Origin of the sequence: Fontisphaera persica (genome assembly GCF_024832785.1) — a bacterium.
GTDB classification, from domain to species: Bacteria; Verrucomicrobiota; Verrucomicrobiia; order Limisphaerales; family Fontisphaeraceae; genus Fontisphaera; species Fontisphaera persica.
Window position 1 is genome coordinate 3,135,630 of the sequence record NZ_CP116615.1, and the last position, 16,979, is coordinate 3,152,608.

Here is a 16,979-nt window from a genome sequence, read left to right on the forward strand (position 1 = left end):
GGTTACTTCACTTCATTGACATATTGTTGATAACGCTCCGCTACGCGGGCCTGTTTCTCATCGCCTTCGTGCAGATAGAAACGGTAGCGGAAAGTCACCGATTGCCCGGCCGGAATGGTCAGGTTGCCTGTGCCCGGGGGTTTTTTCTCAAAGTCATGCACACCAAAGGGATTGGCGGCAAACAGGCCGTAATCCCGGACATGCCACCAGGTGGGATGCACCGGATTTTTGGGATGCGGCAGAATGGCAATGCCCACCCGCTGGCCGCGCACCGGCCCACTGTAGTCGCACCATTCGGCGGCCTTGCCCCAGGCGTTGTTGCCCTCGACTCCGTTGCTGAGCACAATGCGGCCTTCGGCCTTGACGTTTTTGCCGCGGTTGAGGCGCATGCTTTCGGCCACGCGCACGGCCATGGTGCCTTCCTTGGTGTCGCCCAGCACCACTTCCAAGTCTTTGGGAGCTTTGAGGGTGATTTCAAAGTCAAACAACCGTTCATTGGCCGGCCGATTGTACACACGCAGGATGCGTTCATCGGTCATGACCACTTTATTATCCGGCGCCACCCACCGGCAGGTCGAACGAATCCAACCCGCTTCTTTGCCGGATTTCAGCTCCAGAAACTGGTCATGCACAATTCGCCCGGCTTTGCCGTCTTCGCTCCAGAAATCCACGCCATTGACGGCTCCGTGCGAAAACCACAGGGAGCGGTGGTGCGGATGGTCTTTCTCCTCGCCCTCGGCATCCGGCACCATGGGCCAGCCGCGGGTCATGGGCAGGCCGTTGGGGCCAATGAGGGGCCAGTAATAGGTTTTGCGGGTGACATTGGTGACGGCGGTGGTGGTGCCGTCGGCGTTTTTTCGGCGGGTGATGGCGGGGTGCTGATTGCCACGGTACCAGTATTCGGTGAAAAGCTGCCCGTTGATTTTGACGGTCACGCGGTCCTGGTTGTCCACCACTTCCACGCCTTCGGCGGCCGGGGCAGGCATCGGCCAAAGCGCCAGGCAGGCAAGGGCCGCAAGGGCATAGGCTGTGCGTTGTTTCATACGCTTGATATTTGGACGCAGGAGCGTGCGGGTCAAATCAAATAATTTTGCATTCCCCAAGTCCCCTGCCCCGGGGCCTTTGCGGGTGGTGCCTTGTTATTTGTCTCCGCGGACTCGGCGCAAATATTCCACGGCATTGGTCTGAGCGCGCTCCCACTTGAGGCGGGCCGCCGCATCTTCGGAGGCTTTGCGCTCATGTTGATTGATTTTAGGGCCGGCCTTCCAATGACCGAAGTGCTCGGCTATCACCAGCCATTGCAAAATCTCCGGCGCAAGCATAAACCGCTCAATGCGCGTCGAAACTGCTCCTTGCGAGCCCAGGCGATTTTCCACCTCATAAAGCAGGTAAGCGGCGCGGGCGGCCAGGACGCCGTTTTCGTCGCGTATCAGGTCTTCACAATGCTGCCAGATTTCGTTGCGCAGAGCTGCCTTTTGTTCATCCCTCGACTGGTTTTGCGCAGGGCTGCCTTTCGAAGAATACATTTCCTTGTAAAGATTCGCGGCATGTTCCAAACGCGCGGCGGGATGCCCCTTGCGGGCCGCTTCCACGAGGTAGTTGTGGGCCACCGACTCGTCCCCGCCCCGGGACGAAGGCAGCAGCTCATTGGCAATCAAGTACCACACCCGGAATTGGGAGTCCGCATCGCCGGCCCGGGCGGCGCTTTCCCATTGGCGGCGCGCCTCAGCCAGGTTGGGCTTGAATTCGCGCTCCCGTCCCAATTCTTCCGGCCCACGCCCCCGCCAGCCGAGGGCGTGGCGCATGGCCAGGACCGGGGCAGGCACGTTTTTGGAAGGCGTCTCCAACTGGGGCGCCGGCCGGGGCACCGGCTCGGGGACGGCATCGGTAATCTCCAAGACCACGCGAAAGCCAACGTCATCCTCCTTGGTGGACGGTGGCGCACTGCGCCGGAAAGAGGCCAGCCAGGCGGTGGAATACACCCCATGCACCACGTCCCATTTCCAGGAGCCGCCCCGCAAAACCCGTTCTGAGCTTTGGTTGTCCAGGGCATCCTCCACCCATTCCCAAGCGTTGCCGCCCATGTCAAACAATCCTCGCTCATTGGGCGGAAACATGCCCACCGGCGCCAGCCGCTCGAAGAAGTCAAAGCTCACAAACTGCGGAAAATTACCGCAATTGACGCGCGGCGGGAATTCGCGGCCCCACACATACCACGGCGCGCCCAAGCGTCCGGAGCGTTCCATGGGCGTGGCACCCGGCTCCTCCGGCAGGCCAAAAGCAAGGCTCCATTCGGCATCGGTGGGCAGGCGATAGCGATGATTGGAGGAAATGCGGAAGCCACTCTCGTTCCTTTGCAACTGCGCGCAGAAATTGCGGGCGTCCTCCCAACTCACGCCCACGATGGGCGCCTGATGAATGTTCCCTTCCGCCCCCCCCTCTTTAGTCCCGCGCGCCAGTTCTTCATAGGGCACCGTGAGCGGCGGGCGGATCATTCTCATGACATTGGTATAATCGCACACCCGGCATTCCCACACCGCCATGAACACCTTGCGGTTCAAGTTCACAAACTTCATCCCCAGGCTGTTCGTCCAGTAGCGTTCATCGCCCTGCGGCCCCGGCCAGAATTGGAGCGCCTGGGTGACGGTCAGGCTGGATTGGGGGCGCAACCCCAAGGCTTGCGCATCGAGGACAAACGGGGTGGGCCGATGATTGGGCATCCGCGCCAACAGGGAGAGCTTCTCCGCCAAACCCACTTCGGGCAGCACCAAGGGGGGCTGGCCGGTTTCGCGCACCAGATTCGTGCCCAGCCACAAGCGCGCGCCGGGGGGTTGCGTTTCAAGAGCCAGCGACGCAAAAGGCAGCCGCAAGCTCACCTGGTTGCTTTGCCCCGCGGCCACTTCCACTTCCGCCGTCACCTGCCAGTCATTGGTGCCCAGCCCCGGCAGAGTGAAGGCGCGGGGTTTGGTGGCCGTCAGCCGGTAACGCCCCGTGGGCAGACCCGCCAGCAGGCCGGCGGCGGCGGTTTCCTGTGGCCCCCATTCATTTCGCAAGCCAGCCTCCGAACGCACCTGCTCCACCCGCAGCCGCCCTCCCGATGGGCTCACCTCCACCAACAGCGCACCCGTGCTGCGCCGCAAAGCCGGCAGCTCCACTTCCGTCACGGGGCCTGAGGAGACGGACACGCGCCGCTCGAGGGTCTCATGGCCGGGCGCGGTAGCCCGCACCAGATAAAAACCAGTGGGCAAATTCTCAAATGTCACCGCCCGCCCGGCTTTGCTTTCCTGCTCCACGCGTTCTCCCGGCGCCAGCGGGGCCTCCGGCCCGCTCACCTGGAGCCTGGCGGTGGCGGGCGACGTCAGGCTGACCCGCAAGCCGCCGAGCAGGCGCGGCAGAATGATTTTCGGCGGTTGCGTGGTGCGCTCAGGCTGAATGTGCAGCCGCGCCACGTAATTGGAAAAACCGGGGGCAGTGACGCGCAGCTCATATTCCCCCACCGGCAGACCCGCGGCTGGCGCGGTCAAGCTTCCGGCTTCCTGATTGGTGAGGCGCAAAGACAAGGGCGCATCCACAGCCGTTAGCTCGGCGCGGGCCTGCGCGGGCGCGAACTCCACCACCAGGCCACCGCGGAGGGGCTCCAAGGTGAGGATGCCCAGATTGGTCACCACCCCGGAGGTGACGGTAAAACGCCGCCGCAACGGTTGATAGCGGGCCAGCCCCACCTCCAGCTCGTACTCGCCGGTGGGCAAATCCACGCGCTCATTGTAACGCGCCTGCGCCACATCCCCGCCCGGCAAATCCGGGGTCAGATAACGCAGGTAATTCGTGGCCTGCAGGGGTTGCACCCGGAAGACCACTCCGCCCAGGCTGCGCGCCAGCCGCACCACCTGCTGGTTGGTCTGGCGCTCGAGAATGGTGAGGCTTTCCAGGCGCGTGTCGTACCCGGGCAATTCGACCTGCAACGTGTAAGCCCCTGTGGGCAGTTCCACCAGCTCGCCGGAGCGCAACGGCCGGTTGGGTTGCAACGTCAACACCGCGGCCGCCGGCTCCGCCTGCACGCGCAACCAGCCGGTGATGCGCTGCAATTCCAGGCGCCCCAGCGCCACCGGTTGCTCGGCGGTCACCGCAAATTGCTGGGTCCGCATGTAATAACCGGAGGCCGTGAGCACCAGGGCATACTCGCCCACCGGCAATTTCTGCCGAAACTCCTCCGTGATGGTTCCGCTCAATTCCACCGGCCCGTGCAGGGTAAAACGGGCCTGCGGCACGGCCACACTGAAGGACAGCTCGCCCTGCAGGCGGCTTAATTCACCCACCACCTGGATCAACCGCTCCTCCGGCACCGTCACATTGGTGACAAACCCGCCATATTGCGCCGCCTCGAGGCTCACCCGCCACACGCCAGCGGGCAGATTGGTCAACAGCGCCGGACACCTCCCGCTCAATCGCTGGCCTTCCGGACCGGTCAGCGTGTATTGCGCGCCGGAGGGGCGCGAGTCCACCTGCAATTGTCCAATGCTTCGCTCCAACACCGGCGCCAGCCACACCGTCTCCTGCGCGGTCAACGTGACATTGGTCGTCCATGGCCGGTAACCCGTGCGCGTGAGGCTCACCTCGTATTCCCCCACGAGCAATTTATGGCTGAACTCCGCAGCCCTTTGCTTGATGGCGGCCGGTAACTGCCCCGTCTCGGCGCGGCGCGGCGTGACCGTGACCTGGGCATCGGGCGGCACGGCTTTGAGCGCCAAGGTGCCGGTCTGGGGCGCCAAACGCACCGTCACCCGCTGGTACCGCGCATAGGGCGTGCCTTCCTGCGCCGCCAGCGAGAGAACATTGGTCACCGGCCAATATCCCGGCCGGCTGGCCATCAGTTCGTACTGGCCCGGCTCCACTTGATGAAACTCCCGTCCGCCGGCCTGCGGAGCATAAGTTTTGGCGCCGCGCAGCTCCAGCCGGGCATCCGGCGGCTCAACCTCCACCACCACGTATCCCGCCGGGTGCCGCAGCCGCTCGTAATAACGCCAGCCTTGAAAACCGCCGAAAACCAAGCCGGCCAGTAATGCCACCAAGGCGGCCGCTTTGACCATCGCCAGCCAGCGTTGCCGCCGCTCCGAGGTGAGCCAGGGTTCGCTTGGTCGCGGGGGTTCTGGTCGCGGTTGAGCCGGCGGCTCCGGCGGCGGAGCTGGCGGTGCAGGAGGAGAGGGAGGTGGGACGGCTGGCGGGCCGGCGGCTGGCCTGTGGGTGGTGGCTCGCTCGGGATGAGGAATGGCTTTCTCGGTCGGCGTTGCTGCAGACGTCGCAGCTTCGACCGCCTTTGTGGTGGGGGGCGGCGGGGCAGGCGGTCGTGGGGCGGCGGTAGTCGGTGGACGGGGCGGCGGGGATTCCGGTGGAATGTCGTGTGGAATGGGGGCGGCTGGTTGGGACGGGGGCTTGTCCGTGGTTTTGGCGGTAGGCGGCGTGGTGGGCGGGCGCGCCGTGGCTGGAGGGGTCGCCAAGGGCGGCCCGGACAGCTCGGTTTCCACTTCAATCATGACGCCGCGCGCGGAGCGTCCCGTGCCGCGTTTGGGTTTGGGGGGTGGTTCGGCCGGCGTTGACGGCGCCGGCTGGGCAGGCTTGGGCGGAGTTTTGTGAGGCGCGTCTGCCACCACGGTAGGCTCTTCGGGCGCACTCACCTGGATTGCCGAAGGCCGGCCGGCGAGTCCGGCCCCTGCCGGACGGCCGCTGAGATTCAAGCGTTCAATAATCTCCATCGCCGAAGCCGGGCGCTGGGCGGGGTCCTTGTGCAGACAAGCGGCCAGCGTGCGCTCCCAGGCGGGTGGGATTTTTTTGCCTTCAATGCCCAGTTCCTTGCGGCGCTGCTGCAAGGTGGGCGGCGCTTTCTCGCGCACCTGCGCCAGGATTTCCCCGGTGAAAAACGGCGGCTTGCTGGTCAACAGTTCGTACAGCGTCGCCCCCACTGCGTAAATATCATCGGCCACCGACGGAGGCTCGCCCATGGCCTGTTGCGGGCTCATGTACACCAGCGTCCCCGAGACGCCGCCTTTGTTCAGGGTGACGCGCGTGAGGCTGTCGGCCACGCTGCGCGCGATGCCGAAATCGGTGATCTTCAACCGGCCCTGCGGGTCCACCATGAGGTTGGCCGGTTTCAGGTCCCGATGCACAATCTTCACCTCTTTGTGCGCGTAATCCAGCGCCTGGCAAAGCTGGTACACCCACGGCTGCAGCTCCTCCACTTCAAAAATCTTGCCCGGCCGGGTCAGCCGCAAATTGGCCAGCGTGTCGCCCGCCACATATTCCATGGAAATGCCGGCGCAATTTTCATCCTGAAAAAAATAGTAAAACTTGACGATGTACTGATGCGACAGTTCCAGGCTCCGGCGGGCTTCCCGCTTCAACTCCTCCAGGGCGGCGCGGTCCTTGGCCAGCACTTCCGGCAGGAATTTCAGCGCCACATCAAAATCCAGCGATTCATCGTGGGCCAGCCAGACCACCCCCATGCCGCCGCGCCCCAGCACGCGCTGCAGCGTGAAACGATTGAGCACCTTTTGGCCAGGCACCAGCCCGCGCACGGTGATGCCCAAATCCAGGTCCGTCAATGGATTGATGTTTTCGGCACTCATACGTGCCCTGGCCAATAAATCCGTCGGTGTTCAACCGAACGATAGCTGCTGTTGTGCTCCCATCATGCCAAAAACGAAGACCGCTGGCAACCGCAAGGTGAAGTGGTGGTGGGAAAGACTGGGTAGATCATGACCCCCCCGTGGTTAAGATCAACGTGTTGAGTGCACGCCGCAAGGATGAGCTGCTGCACCTCCTCCGGAGGAGGTGCAGCAGCGGCGCGCCCCATCTGCTATCCTCCCGGCGTGCACACCACCTACTTTGAATTGTACCGTATGCGCACCCACCGCCATTGGTTGCGACAAAAACTCGTCGCCTTCGCCAAAACCCACGGCATCAAAGCCGCCGTCCGCGAGTTCGGCTGTTCCCGCAACACCGTCCGTAAATGGCTCCGACGCCACGTGCCCGGCAAGCCCTCCTCCCTCCAAGAACACAGCCGCCGCCCACGACGCTCCCCCCGCCGTATCCCCTCCGGCCTCGAAGGCCAAATCGTCAAACTCCGCCACCAAACCGGCTTCGGCGCCGAACGCCTCCAGCGCGAATTCGCCCTCCCTGCAGCCACAACGCCATCGCCCGCGTCCTCCGCCAACACCATCTCCTCCGCCCACGCAAAAGAAACCCGCCACCAAAAACTCCTCCGCGCCCTCAAACGGAACTGGCCACTCTTCTCCCAACTCTCCGCCGATACCAAGTATTTACAGGACATTCCCCATTACTGGCCCCAAATGAACCGCCTCCACCTCCCCGCTTCCAATACACCGTCCGCGAACCAGTCTCCGGCGCCTGCTTCACCGGCTACGCCGACGAACTCTCAAATCCTACGCCACCCTCCTGGCCACACAACTCTCCGCCCACCTCGCCGCCCACGGCGTCAACCTCACCACCCTGGTCTGGCAAACCGACAACGGCAGTGAATTCCAAGTCAACCAACACCACCAAGGCCTCCCCGCCACCGTCCGCGCCCTCGGCTCCGACCACCGCTTCATCCCTCCCAAACGCTACACCTGGCAAAGCGACGTCGAAACCGTCCACCGCCTGGTCGAAGACGAATTCTTCGACCGCGAAACCTTCTCCAGCCCCCAAGACTTTTGGGCCAAAATCACCACCTACTGGCTGTACTTCAACCTCGTCCGCCCCAACCGCGGCAAAGAATGGCAAAGCCCACTCCAAATCCTCAACGCCAAGGCCCCAGCCCTCGCCGGGGCCCTAATCCACTGGCTCCCCCTCAACCTCTCCCAACCCCACCATCCCGACTTGCCTCCACCCCTCCACCGGGGTCATGATCTACCCAGCTTTCCCTAAGGTGAAGTGGTGGAAAAAGAGAGGGCCTCCCTGATTCACGCCCCCAGGCGGTCCCAAGTTGCCTGGGCCGGCGCCGAAAAACGCGGCAGGGCACGGTGTGGGGCTGATGCCCGCCTGCTTCCCGTCGGGCCGCCGCCAGGAAACATAAAAGCCGGGTGACCGCCACAAAAACGCGCCGGTCCACCATCCCAGGGGGGACGGCTCGTGAAATACGTTGACTTGACACATTTGCGGCCTAAATCCCCGACCGGCGGCGGATGCAGCCCCGCGTAGGGTCGCGGCGGCACGCGGGCCAAAGCCGTCCAAAAATTTTTCTGTACAAGCGGCCTCACCGGCGTAGTTTGGCAGTGAATAAACCCCAATCATGTTGTGGCGCCGACGGGTTGTCATGGCGTGAATTCTTTGAAAAATCGCGGCGAAAAAAACGGGGCGCGCAGCGCAGGCGCATGGCAACGGGTCCGGCGTGGCCGGGACGTGCAAAACCCCTGTATTTATGGGCTAAATGGGGTTGTGAATAACTTGTGGAAAAGTGTTGATATATTCTGCTAGGCAGGGGCGGCGCTTTGGCGTAAAACTCACCCCGCGTTTTCGACGCACCCAGTCAAACAACAGTGACCGATGAACAAGCGACTGGGAGAGGTATTGTCATAAGTACTTGTCAGTTAGGTAGATATGCATGGATTAAACGGCAAGTGCGGCTTTTTCTATCGCGCCTTGGCCTGCGTGGCCGGGGCTTTGTACCGGATTTCTAGCCCGCCGCGCCCGCCCGTTTGCCAGGCATATCAGGGGTACGTGAATAAATCAGGCCGTCGCGCTGGTTAACGGGAGCAGGCACACATGCAAATTACCGCCGAAAAGGTATGGGATTCGGCCCAGCAATCCTTGCGGGGCATGTTGAATCCGGACATCTACAAACTTTGGTTTGCGCCAGTGCGAGCAGTGGATGTCACGAACGAGGAAATCCTCCTCGAAGTCCCCAATGATTTCTTTGAGGTCTGGCTCAAGGACAATTATCTGGGGCTGTTGCGTGATGCGGTGGCGCATGCCACGGGACAGAACTTGAACATCAAGTTCAAGACCGCCGCCCCGGGCACCCTGCTGGCGCCCCCCGAGCCGGAGCCGCCCCCGGCGCGCCCGGCCAGCACCGGCCGCGGTCGCCAGCGCCAGCAGGCCGAAGCCGAGGCCATCAACGGGCATAATCGCGAATCCATTTTCAATCCGCGCAATACCTTTGACACCTTCGTGGTGGGGGATAACAACGTGATGGCCCACGGCGCCTCGATGGCCGTCGCGCAAAATCCCGGCAAAGCCTACAATCCGCTCTTCCTCTACGGCGGGGTGGGGCTGGGCAAAACGCACCTGCTGCACGCCATCGGGCAGTATGTGGTGGCCCATAAAAAGACTGCGCGCGTGGCGTACGTCTCCTGCGAAAAGTTCACCAACGAATTCATTGACGCCATTCAAAGCGGCACGCTGGCGCGGTTCCGCAAAAAATACCGGCAGACGGATGTGCTGCTGATTGACGACATCCAGTTTCTCAGCGGCAAGGAGCGCATTCAGGAGGAGTTTTTCCACACCTTCAACGCCCTGCATGAGGCGCACATGCAGATTGTGCTTTCCTGCGACCGCCCCCCCAGCGAAATCAACGGGCTGGAGGACCGCCTCATCACCCGTTTCGAGTGGGGGATGGTGAGCGATTTGCAGCCGCCGGATGTCGAAACGCGCGTGGCCATCCTGCGCAAAAAACAGGAATTGATGGGCCTGAAGCTGCCGGATGAAATCATCAATTTCCTGGCCAGCCGCATCCGCACCAACATCCGCCGACTGGAAGGCGCGCTGACCCGGGTGGCGGCTTATGCCTCGCTGACGCGCAAACCGCTGACGCTGGATGCCGTGGAGAACTTGTTGCGCGAAGTGCTGCACGAGGAGGGCCAGACCCATGTGACGGTGGAGGTCATCCTCAAGCGCGTGGCGGAGCATTTTGATTTGCGCCTGTCCGACCTCACCGGCCGGCGGCGGCCGGAGAACATCGCCTTCCCGCGCCAGATTGTCATGTACCTGGCGCGCGAGCTGACCGAAAGCTCGCTCAACACCATCGGCGAGGCGCTGGGAGGACGCGACCACGGCACGGTATTGCACGGTTGCCGGCTGGTCAAAGACCGCATGGAGGTGGACCCCAACGTGCGCAAGCTGGTGGAGCACCTGAAGCAATCCTTGTTGCGCTAGGCGCCGGCCGGCGCCGTTGAAGGAGGCCAACCTTCCCTCACCGCAAGGCGGTGGGCGGCACGTAGTGGTCGGTCAGCACCGGCGCGCGCGCCGCGGCGGGCGGCACGTTGGTGCGGAAGGCATTCACCCGCACGGCCATGGCGGGCGGCATCAACACCTGGCGTTTGCGCTGCTCCTCGTACTTTTGCCGGAGGACCGGCAGGGTCAGCGGCTCGCGGGATTTGACGCCCAACAGGACCACGTTCATCGAGTTCTCCGCGGCAAACCAATGGACCTGCGGAAACACCGTTTTCATGGTGCGATACAGCGCGCCCACCCGCTCGGCCTTCCATCCGCCCAGCGTGCCGATGACATTGTACATAATCACCCCATTGGGGGTGAGATTGGTGGCGGCCAGTTGGAAAAATTCCCGGGTGACCAGGTGATGCGGCGCATCCGAGCCGTAGCGGCCGGTTTGATAAGCGTCCATCAGAATGGCGTCGTAGCGCGTGGGATTGCGCCGCAGAAAAACGCGCCCATCCGCCACGTGGATGCGGTGCTGGGGCGATTCCAGCACGCCGAAGAAACGGCGGGCAATGACCACCACCTCGGGGTCAATCTCCACCGTGTCCACCCGCACGCGCGGATAATAATACGCATAGGCGCGCTGGGTGCTGCCGCCGCCCAGGCCGACCATGAGCACGTTGCTCAGGCCGGGGTTGAGGACGATGGGAATGTGAAAATACTCCGTGTAATCAAAATGACCCTCGAGATGATTGACGAGGGACATCCGCGTTTCCTGCGAGCCGTTGAAACTGAGAATGCGCAGCCCCGCTTCGTCCCGCACCTGGATGTGGTGGTAGGCGGAAAACACTTCGTGCACCACGGCCGCCGGGGCCGGCAGCGCCAGCAGGCCCGCGCAGAGATATTCAAGAACGCGGCGCATAAAAACGGTTCATGTACCAACATAAACCCGCCAGCCCCAGCGTCAAACCGCCGGCGAGCAGGAAAACCGCCGGCAAACTGAGCCAGTCTAGCAGCGCGTAGCCCGTGACAAACACCCCCGCAATGCTCCCCACCGTGCTGGCGGCGTAAATGCGCCCGCTGGCCGAGCCGACACGGTCCAGCGCGCGCGCCGCCAGGCGGATGGTGAAGGGCGACAACATGGCCAGCACAAAGCAGGGCAGCAAGAACAACACCGCGCTGCCCAGCGCCGGGTCCACTTTCTGCCACAACATCGGAATGTCGCGGTCCAGCGGATGCCGCTGAATGATCAGGCCAATGAGCGGCGGGGCCAGCACGGGCAGGGCGGCAATGAACAAGGCCGTGCCCGCCAGCAACGGCGCCAGCCGCCCCGGCCGCGGAAATTGATCCGCCAGCCAGCCGCCGCAAAAATAGCCAAACGCCAGCGCGGCCATGACCATGCCAATCTGGCTGATCCACACGTAAAAGGACCCGCCAAAATCCTTCGTGAGAAATCGCACGCCGGCAATTTCGAGCACCATGATGATGAAGCCGCCGGTGCTCACGAGCAGGATTTCACAAAAAGTGCGCATGGCGGGGACTCCAGCCGGGGCGCTTCAGGAGGGCGGCTCCCACGCCGTGACCTCCGCCTGCGCCAGCAGGCGCTCAAGGTCCGGCATTTCCAGCTCGCCTGGCATCCAGGTCAGGGCGTTGGCCGCGCCAGCCGCCACGCCCCAGCGACAGGCTTCGGGCCAGTCTTCGCCGCGCAAACGGCGCGACACCATCGCGGCGGTGAGGGAGTCGCCGGAGCCTATGGGATTCAGGGCGGCGATGGCAGGGGGCCGCAGTTGCCATAGGCGCCCTTCCGCGCTGAGCAGCGCCGGGCCGCTGCCCGCGGTGACCAGGACCGCCTCCGCCCCCTGGTCCTGCAAATGACGCATGGCCCGCGCCACCGCCGGCGCATCCGGCAGCGGCTGCTCCAGCAGCGCCTCCAATTCCTGGCGGTTGGGTTTGACCAGCGTGGGCCGCGCCGCCAGCGTGGCACGCAGGGCATCCCGTTGCGTGTCCACCACCGTCAGCAGCCCCTGCTGCCGGGCCGCGGCGACGCAACGCGCATAAAAATCGGTGGGTGCGCCGGGGGTGAGGGTGCCGGAAATAATGAGGGCGCGGCATTGTGGAAGGCGCGTTTTCACCACGTCCCACAAACGGTCATAGGCTTCGGCCGGCACGGGGCGGCTTTCCTCCACCAATTCCGTCACCCCGCCGCTGGCCATGTCCACCACGGTGATGCACTGGCGGGTGGGAGCGGGCACGCGCACCCATTCCTGCCGCAAGCCACACTGCGCCAGTCCGGCTTCCAGCCGCCGACCGGTCTCCCCGCCAATAAATCCCGTGAGCAGGGGCGTTTCCCCCAGGGTGCGCAGGACCTTGGCCACATTGACCGCCTTGCCCGCGATGCCGTCGAGCGTCTCCAAGGCGCGGTTGACCGCCTGGGTTTGCAGGCGGGCAAAGCGCATGACGCGCTGCAGCGCGGGAGTGGGGCCGAGGCAGAGAATCATGGGCGCAAGTCAGCCATCAAGGTGGGGATGGCCGCGCCGCCGCGGCATAGAGGGTGCGCATGGTGGCCACGTAGAGCACGCCGTTGGCGGCCACGGGCGTGGCCACGATGGCGCTGTCCAGTTGCAGGGTGGCCAGCACCCGCAGCTCGCGGCCGGTGGCCAGCACCGCCAAATCTCCGCGCCGTGAGCCGATATAGACCCGGCCATCGGCCACCAAAGGCGAGGACCAGATTTCGCCGGCCAGTTGATGCCGCCAATACACCTGGCCGGTGGCGGCATCGGCGCAAAGGACCTGGCCCGAGCAATCGGCCGCATAGACCAATCCCTCATGCACCGCCGGCGTGGAGCAGGTGTGCCGCTGCAGGGGCACGGACCACACCAGCGCGTGGGCGGTGATGTCCCCCTCGCCGGTGATGGCGTAACACTTGAGCCAGGCTTCATTTTTGCCCCACCAAATGTCGCCGCCGCCCGTGACGTACACCCGGTCCCCCACGACCACCGGCGTGCTCTTGATGTTGCTGGGGCTTTCCTTGCGATTGCTGATGAACCGGTGCACGTCCTCCTTGGGGCCGGTGGGATCAAAATCAATCTGCCAGCGCTTCTGCAAAGTCCCCGGCTCGCTGCCACCGGCGGCCCCCGCCCAGGGCGTAAATCCGTAAATCACGCCGTCTCCGCCGCAGAAGATAATCTGCTCCACGCCCTGCACCCGCGCCAGGGCCGGTGGAGACCACGTGCAATGAAAAATGCGCGGGCCCATGTTTTCGCGGTCGCGCGCCAGGTAGCGGCCGGTGTGTTTATCCAGCACAATCAGGCTGGGACCCTCGGGGCGGCGAATGCGCCGGTGGGTGTTGTCCACGCCGTTGCCGGAATTCAGGTACAAGTGGTCGCCGCGGATTAGAATCGCCGCATGGGCGCCGTCGTGCGGCCAGATGCCCGCCTGCTCCGGCACATCAAAACGCCAGAGAATATCAGCATCCAGCGGCCCGGGAGTCATCCGCGGCGCGTTGGTGGGGGTCAGGTACTGGCCTTCGTCGGTGTAGGGGCCGTCATTGCCGTTGGCCAGCCCTTCCAAATCGAGGCACAACACGCTGCGCCGGTTGTCGAGGATGTAGGCACGGTTGCCCTCGATGGTGGCCGAGGCGCAGATGCCGGCATGGGGCCAGTCCTGGTAAATGTCATCGTTGTATTTGGGCGTCACCAGTTGCCAGCGCAACTGGCCGGTGGCCTCGTCCAGACACAGCAACACGCCGCGATCCCCTTGATGTTTGGAATCGCGCGGGCGGTTGTTGTTCGTGCCGATGAGCACCACGCCCCGCCCCACCACGGGAGTGGAATAAGTTTCCGTGCCCAAGGCGGCGGTCCACTTGAGGTTCCGGCCGGTTTGAGGGTCAAAGGATTCCGGCAGGCCGCGTTCGTACGAAACCATGTTGCGGCTCCACGCCTGGCCCCACTGCGGCTGGTCCGCCGCCGGCGCGGCGCAAAAAGCCGCCCCGCACATCGCCCACCAAGCCGCCCGTCCCACAGCTTGCTTTAGCGCCCGCGCTTGAGAAATCATTTGGATAACACCACGCGAAACCCGTAATCCGGGCGCCGTTCTTTGGCGTCCACCAGCAGCCGGTAAGAAGCCGCCAGTGTGCCGGGGATGTAACCGAAGTGGGAGCCGCCGCGCAGCACACGTTGCTTCTGGGCGGCGTCCCCCCAATCCTGCACCCATTCCCAGGCGTTGCCGCCCAGGTCAAAAAGCCCCTTGGCATTGGGCATGAAACTGGCCACCGGCGCCGTGTTTTCGAAGCGGTCGAAAGTGAGGTAATCGGCATAGTTGCCCGCGCCCGTGGGCGGCGGCCATTCCTGGCCCCAGGGATACACCCCCGCCAGGCGTCCGCTGCGCTCGGCCGGCGTGGCGCCCGATTCCTGCGGCAACCCCGCCGCCAGACTCCATTCCACGTCGGTGGGCAGCCGGTAAAGCTGGTCGGCGCCAATGATTCCCTCCTTGCGCTCGCGCTGGGTCAGCCAGTCACAGAAGCGCACGGCGTCCTCGTAATTCACGTTGACCACCGGGTGCGTGGGCGCCTGTTGGAACCCCGGCTCCTTCCAGGCCAGCTCGGCAAAACGCGCATCCAGCGCGAAACGCGAAAAATCCTGCACGCGGGTTTCCCAGGCGCAGATGAACACATTGCCCAGCGGGACCATCCGCATGCCCAGTGAATTGTGCCAGATTTTGCCGGGCGCCGGCCGGCTTTCCACCAGCGCCAACTGGGCCTGCTGGGCGCTCTTTTGCTCTTGCGCCGCTTTCATCTCGGCGGCTTTCCGGGCCTCTTCCGCGCGCCGCGCTTCCTCGGCGCGGCGGGCTTCCTCGCTAAGCTTGGCCAGGCGTGCCTGGCGCTCGGCCTCGGCACGGCGGGCCGCTTCCTCCAGTTTGCGGCGCGTCTCTTCTTCGGCCTTCAAGCGGGCCTTTTCGGCTTCCGCCAGTTTGCGCTCCAGCTCCGCCTTGCGGGCCGCCTCCTCCTCGCGGCGCTTGCGTTCTTCTTCGATGGCGGCCTGCGCCTTGGCCTCCAGTTCCTTGCGGGCGCGCTCCTCCTCCTCCAGCTTTTTCGCAGCGGCTTCCGCCGCCAGGCGGGTGGCCTCGGCTTCCTTCAAAGCAGCTTCCGCTGCGGCTTTGATGCGCTCGGCCTCCGCCCGCTGGGCGGCCAGTTGGGCTTCAATCTTCCGGCGCTCGGCCTCGGCGGCGGCGTCGCCGCCGGCTTTTTTGGCCGCCTCCTCGGCCAGCCGCTTCAAGTCCGCCTCTTTTTTGAGGATGGCCAGGCGCTCGGCTTCCAGGCGTTTGGCTTCCTCTTCCGCCGCCCGTTTCTTGGCCAGCGCCTCGGCTTCGCGCTTGCGGGCCTCCTCTTCCGCCTGCCGCCGGCGCGCCTCCGCCTCCTCCTGGGCTTTTTTGGCCTGGGCGGCGGCAATTTCCAGGGCCTTGCGGCGTTGCTCCAGTTCTTCCTCGGCTTTTTTCTTTTCCTCCTCGAGCCGTTTGCGCTCTTCATCCAACTTCCGCTGAAGGGCTTCCCGCTCGAAGGCCAGCCGGCGTTCCAATTCCTCGGCGCTCAGGCCGGCGTTGGTGGAAGCATCCGGCGGCGTGGTGGTGGCCACGGGCGCGCTGGCCGGATGCATCTGCGTGCTGATGTACCACCCGACAATGCCCAGAATGACCCCTACCATCACCGCAATAATCGGCACCAGGCTCTTCTTGGGCGGGGCCGCCGCGGCCGGCGTGGGCGTCGGCGTGCCGGGGATGTTCATGGTGGGGACGGGCGGCGTGGGAGTCGCGGCCACGGCCGGAGCCGCGGGCGCCAGCGGAGCGGCCGCCGCTTTGAAAGGCTCAGGCGGGGTTGGCAGGGGAGGCCGCTTGCAGGGGCCGTAGAGCTCCAGGCGGTCCGCCACCTCCTCCATGCTTTCCGGGCGATACGCCGGCTCCTTGGCCAGGCAGCCGGCCACCGTTTCATCCCAGGCCCGCGGGATGGGCTCGCCCAATATCCGCATGTCCCGGCGGCGGCGGGTCATCGTGGGCGGCACATCTTCTTTGACCTGCGAAATGATGTTGCCGGTATTAAAGGGCGGCTTGCTGGTAATCAACTCATAGAGACAAACGCCCAGCGAATAAACATCATCGGACACCGTGGGCGGATTGCCTTCCAATTGCTGGGGGCTGCAGTACCGAAAACTTTGCGCCACATCGCGCGGGCTGCCCTCGAGCTTGTTGACCCAGAAGCCCAGGAGGGCATCCAGGCGGGCGTCTGTGATGATGATTTCCCCCGTCTGCGCCAGCAGCAGGTTGGTGGGTTTGAGATTGCCGTGCGCCTGGCCTTTGGCGTGCAATGCCCCCAGGTTTTTGGTGATGGGTTTGAGCCATTCTTTCAGGTCCACCGCATCGAAGACCTGATTCTTGCGCTGCTGGCGCAAATCATGCAGGCTGGCTCCCTCAATCCATTCCTCCACCACGGCGGCCAGCGGCCCTTCGGTCACCCAGTCATACACCCGCGCCAGGCCGGGGGTTTCAAGCTGTTTTAATTCCCCCACCACGGCGGCAATCTGCGCCATCGCCTCCGGTGTGCCGGTCACGCGCGCCGGCAGAAACTTCAAGGTCACATCGCGGCTGCCCTGGTCATCCCATGCCTGCCAGACGGCGCTGTTGCGGCCCCGGCCAATCAGCCGCACCAAACAATACCGGTTGAACACAAATTGCCCGGCGGCCAGGCTGCGCACGGCCTCGCCTAAATCCACTTCGGGGGGGGTGGGGGAACTATTGGCTGACATATGAGTTCACATTGGGATTAATCCGTCAGTGACGTG

9 protein-coding genes are annotated in these 16,979 nt (G+C 64.2%); 1 reads left to right on the forward strand and 8 read right to left on the reverse strand.

The window, feature by feature from the left end:
- Nucleotides 1–2 precede the first annotated feature (2 nt).
- The 3 genes from NXS98_RS11715 to NXS98_RS11725 all read right to left on the reverse strand — a co-directional run bounded on the left by NXS98_RS11715 (nt 3) and on the right by NXS98_RS11725 (nt 7,701).
- Nucleotides 3–1,043, reverse strand: coding sequence for a DUF6807 domain-containing protein (locus tag NXS98_RS11715; protein WP_283845177.1), 1,041 nt, complete (start codon nt 1,041–1,043; stop codon nt 3–5).
- A gap of 96 nt (nt 1,044–1,139) precedes the next feature.
- Nucleotides 1,140–6,620 carry a bifunctional serine/threonine-protein kinase/formylglycine-generating enzyme family protein gene (locus tag NXS98_RS11720; RefSeq protein WP_283845178.1) on the reverse strand — a complete coding sequence of 1,827 codons (5,481 nt, stop codon included), beginning with the start codon at nt 6,618–6,620 and terminating at the stop codon, nt 1,140–1,142.
- A 793-nt stretch (nt 6,621–7,413) separates the two neighbouring features.
- Nucleotides 7,414–7,701 carry a hypothetical protein gene (locus NXS98_RS11725; RefSeq protein WP_283844720.1) on the reverse strand — a complete coding sequence of 96 codons (288 nt, stop codon included), beginning with the start codon at nt 7,699–7,701 and terminating at the stop codon, nt 7,414–7,416.
- Between the two features lie 1,056 nt (nt 7,702–8,757).
- Between NXS98_RS11725 and dnaA the strand changes: the two genes are divergently transcribed.
- Nucleotides 8,758–10,146, forward strand: a complete 1,389-nt coding sequence (gene dnaA, locus NXS98_RS11730) for a chromosomal replication initiator protein DnaA (protein WP_283845179.1) — start codon at nt 8,758–8,760, stop codon at nt 10,144–10,146.
- 37 nt (nt 10,147–10,183) lie between these two features.
- Here dnaA and NXS98_RS11735 read toward each other — a convergent pair whose 3' ends face one another.
- From NXS98_RS11735 to NXS98_RS11755, 5 genes are read right to left on the reverse strand one after another with little or no spacing between them, the layout of a single operon-like run.
- Complete coding sequence (locus tag NXS98_RS11735) at nt 10,184–11,071, reverse strand: spermidine synthase (RefSeq protein WP_283845180.1); 888 nt, start codon at nt 11,069–11,071, stop codon at nt 10,184–10,186.
- Entirely contained in the window at nt 11,055–11,681 is a 627-nt protein-coding gene (locus tag NXS98_RS11740; protein WP_283845181.1) for a fused MFS/spermidine synthase, read from the reverse strand. Before NXS98_RS11740 ends, NXS98_RS11735 begins: the two co-directional genes overlap by 17 nt.
- Nucleotides 11,682–11,705: 24 nt before the next feature.
- Nucleotides 11,706–12,647: a 1-phosphofructokinase family hexose kinase gene (locus NXS98_RS11745; protein ID WP_283845182.1), complete on the reverse strand. Its 942-nt coding sequence runs from the start codon at nt 12,645–12,647 to the stop codon at nt 11,706–11,708.
- Between the two features lie 16 nt (nt 12,648–12,663).
- Complete coding sequence (locus tag NXS98_RS11750; protein WP_283845183.1) at nt 12,664–14,202, reverse strand: BamB-related PQQ repeat family beta-propellar protein; 1,539 nt, start codon at nt 14,200–14,202, stop codon at nt 12,664–12,666.
- Nucleotides 14,199–16,943: a bifunctional serine/threonine-protein kinase/formylglycine-generating enzyme family protein gene (locus tag NXS98_RS11755; RefSeq protein ID WP_283845184.1), complete on the reverse strand. Its 2,745-nt coding sequence runs from the start codon at nt 16,941–16,943 to the stop codon at nt 14,199–14,201. The genes NXS98_RS11750 and NXS98_RS11755 overlap by 4 nt, the downstream gene beginning before the upstream one ends.
- Between the last annotated feature and the right edge of the window lie 36 nt (nt 16,944–16,979).

Excerpts from the sequence above, each read along its gene's own strand:
- NXS98_RS11740 (WP_283845181.1), bottom strand. The coding sequence starts at position 11,681 with ATGCGCACTTTTTGTGAAATCCTGCTCGTGAGCACCGGCGGCTTCATC.
- NXS98_RS11715 (WP_283845177.1), bottom strand. The coding sequence starts at position 1,043 with ATGAAACAACGCACAGCCTATGCCCTTGCGGCCCTTGCCTGCCTGGCG.
- dnaA (WP_283845179.1), top strand. The coding sequence starts at position 8,758 with ATGCAAATTACCGCCGAAAAGGTATGGGATTCGGCCCAGCAATCCTTG.
- NXS98_RS11745 (WP_283845182.1), bottom strand. The coding sequence starts at position 12,647 with ATGATTCTCTGCCTCGGCCCCACTCCCGCGCTGCAGCGCGTCATGCGC.
- NXS98_RS11735 (WP_283845180.1), bottom strand. The coding sequence starts at position 11,071 with ATGCGCCGCGTTCTTGAATATCTCTGCGCGGGCCTGCTGGCGCTGCCG.
- NXS98_RS11720 (WP_283845178.1), bottom strand. The coding sequence starts at position 6,620 with ATGAGTGCCGAAAACATCAATCCATTGACGGACCTGGATTTGGGCATC.
- NXS98_RS11755 (WP_283845184.1), bottom strand. The coding sequence starts at position 16,943 with ATGTCAGCCAATAGTTCCCCCACCCCCCCCGAAGTGGATTTAGGCGAG.
- NXS98_RS11750 (WP_283845183.1), bottom strand. The coding sequence starts at position 14,202 with ATGATTTCTCAAGCGCGGGCGCTAAAGCAAGCTGTGGGACGGGCGGCT.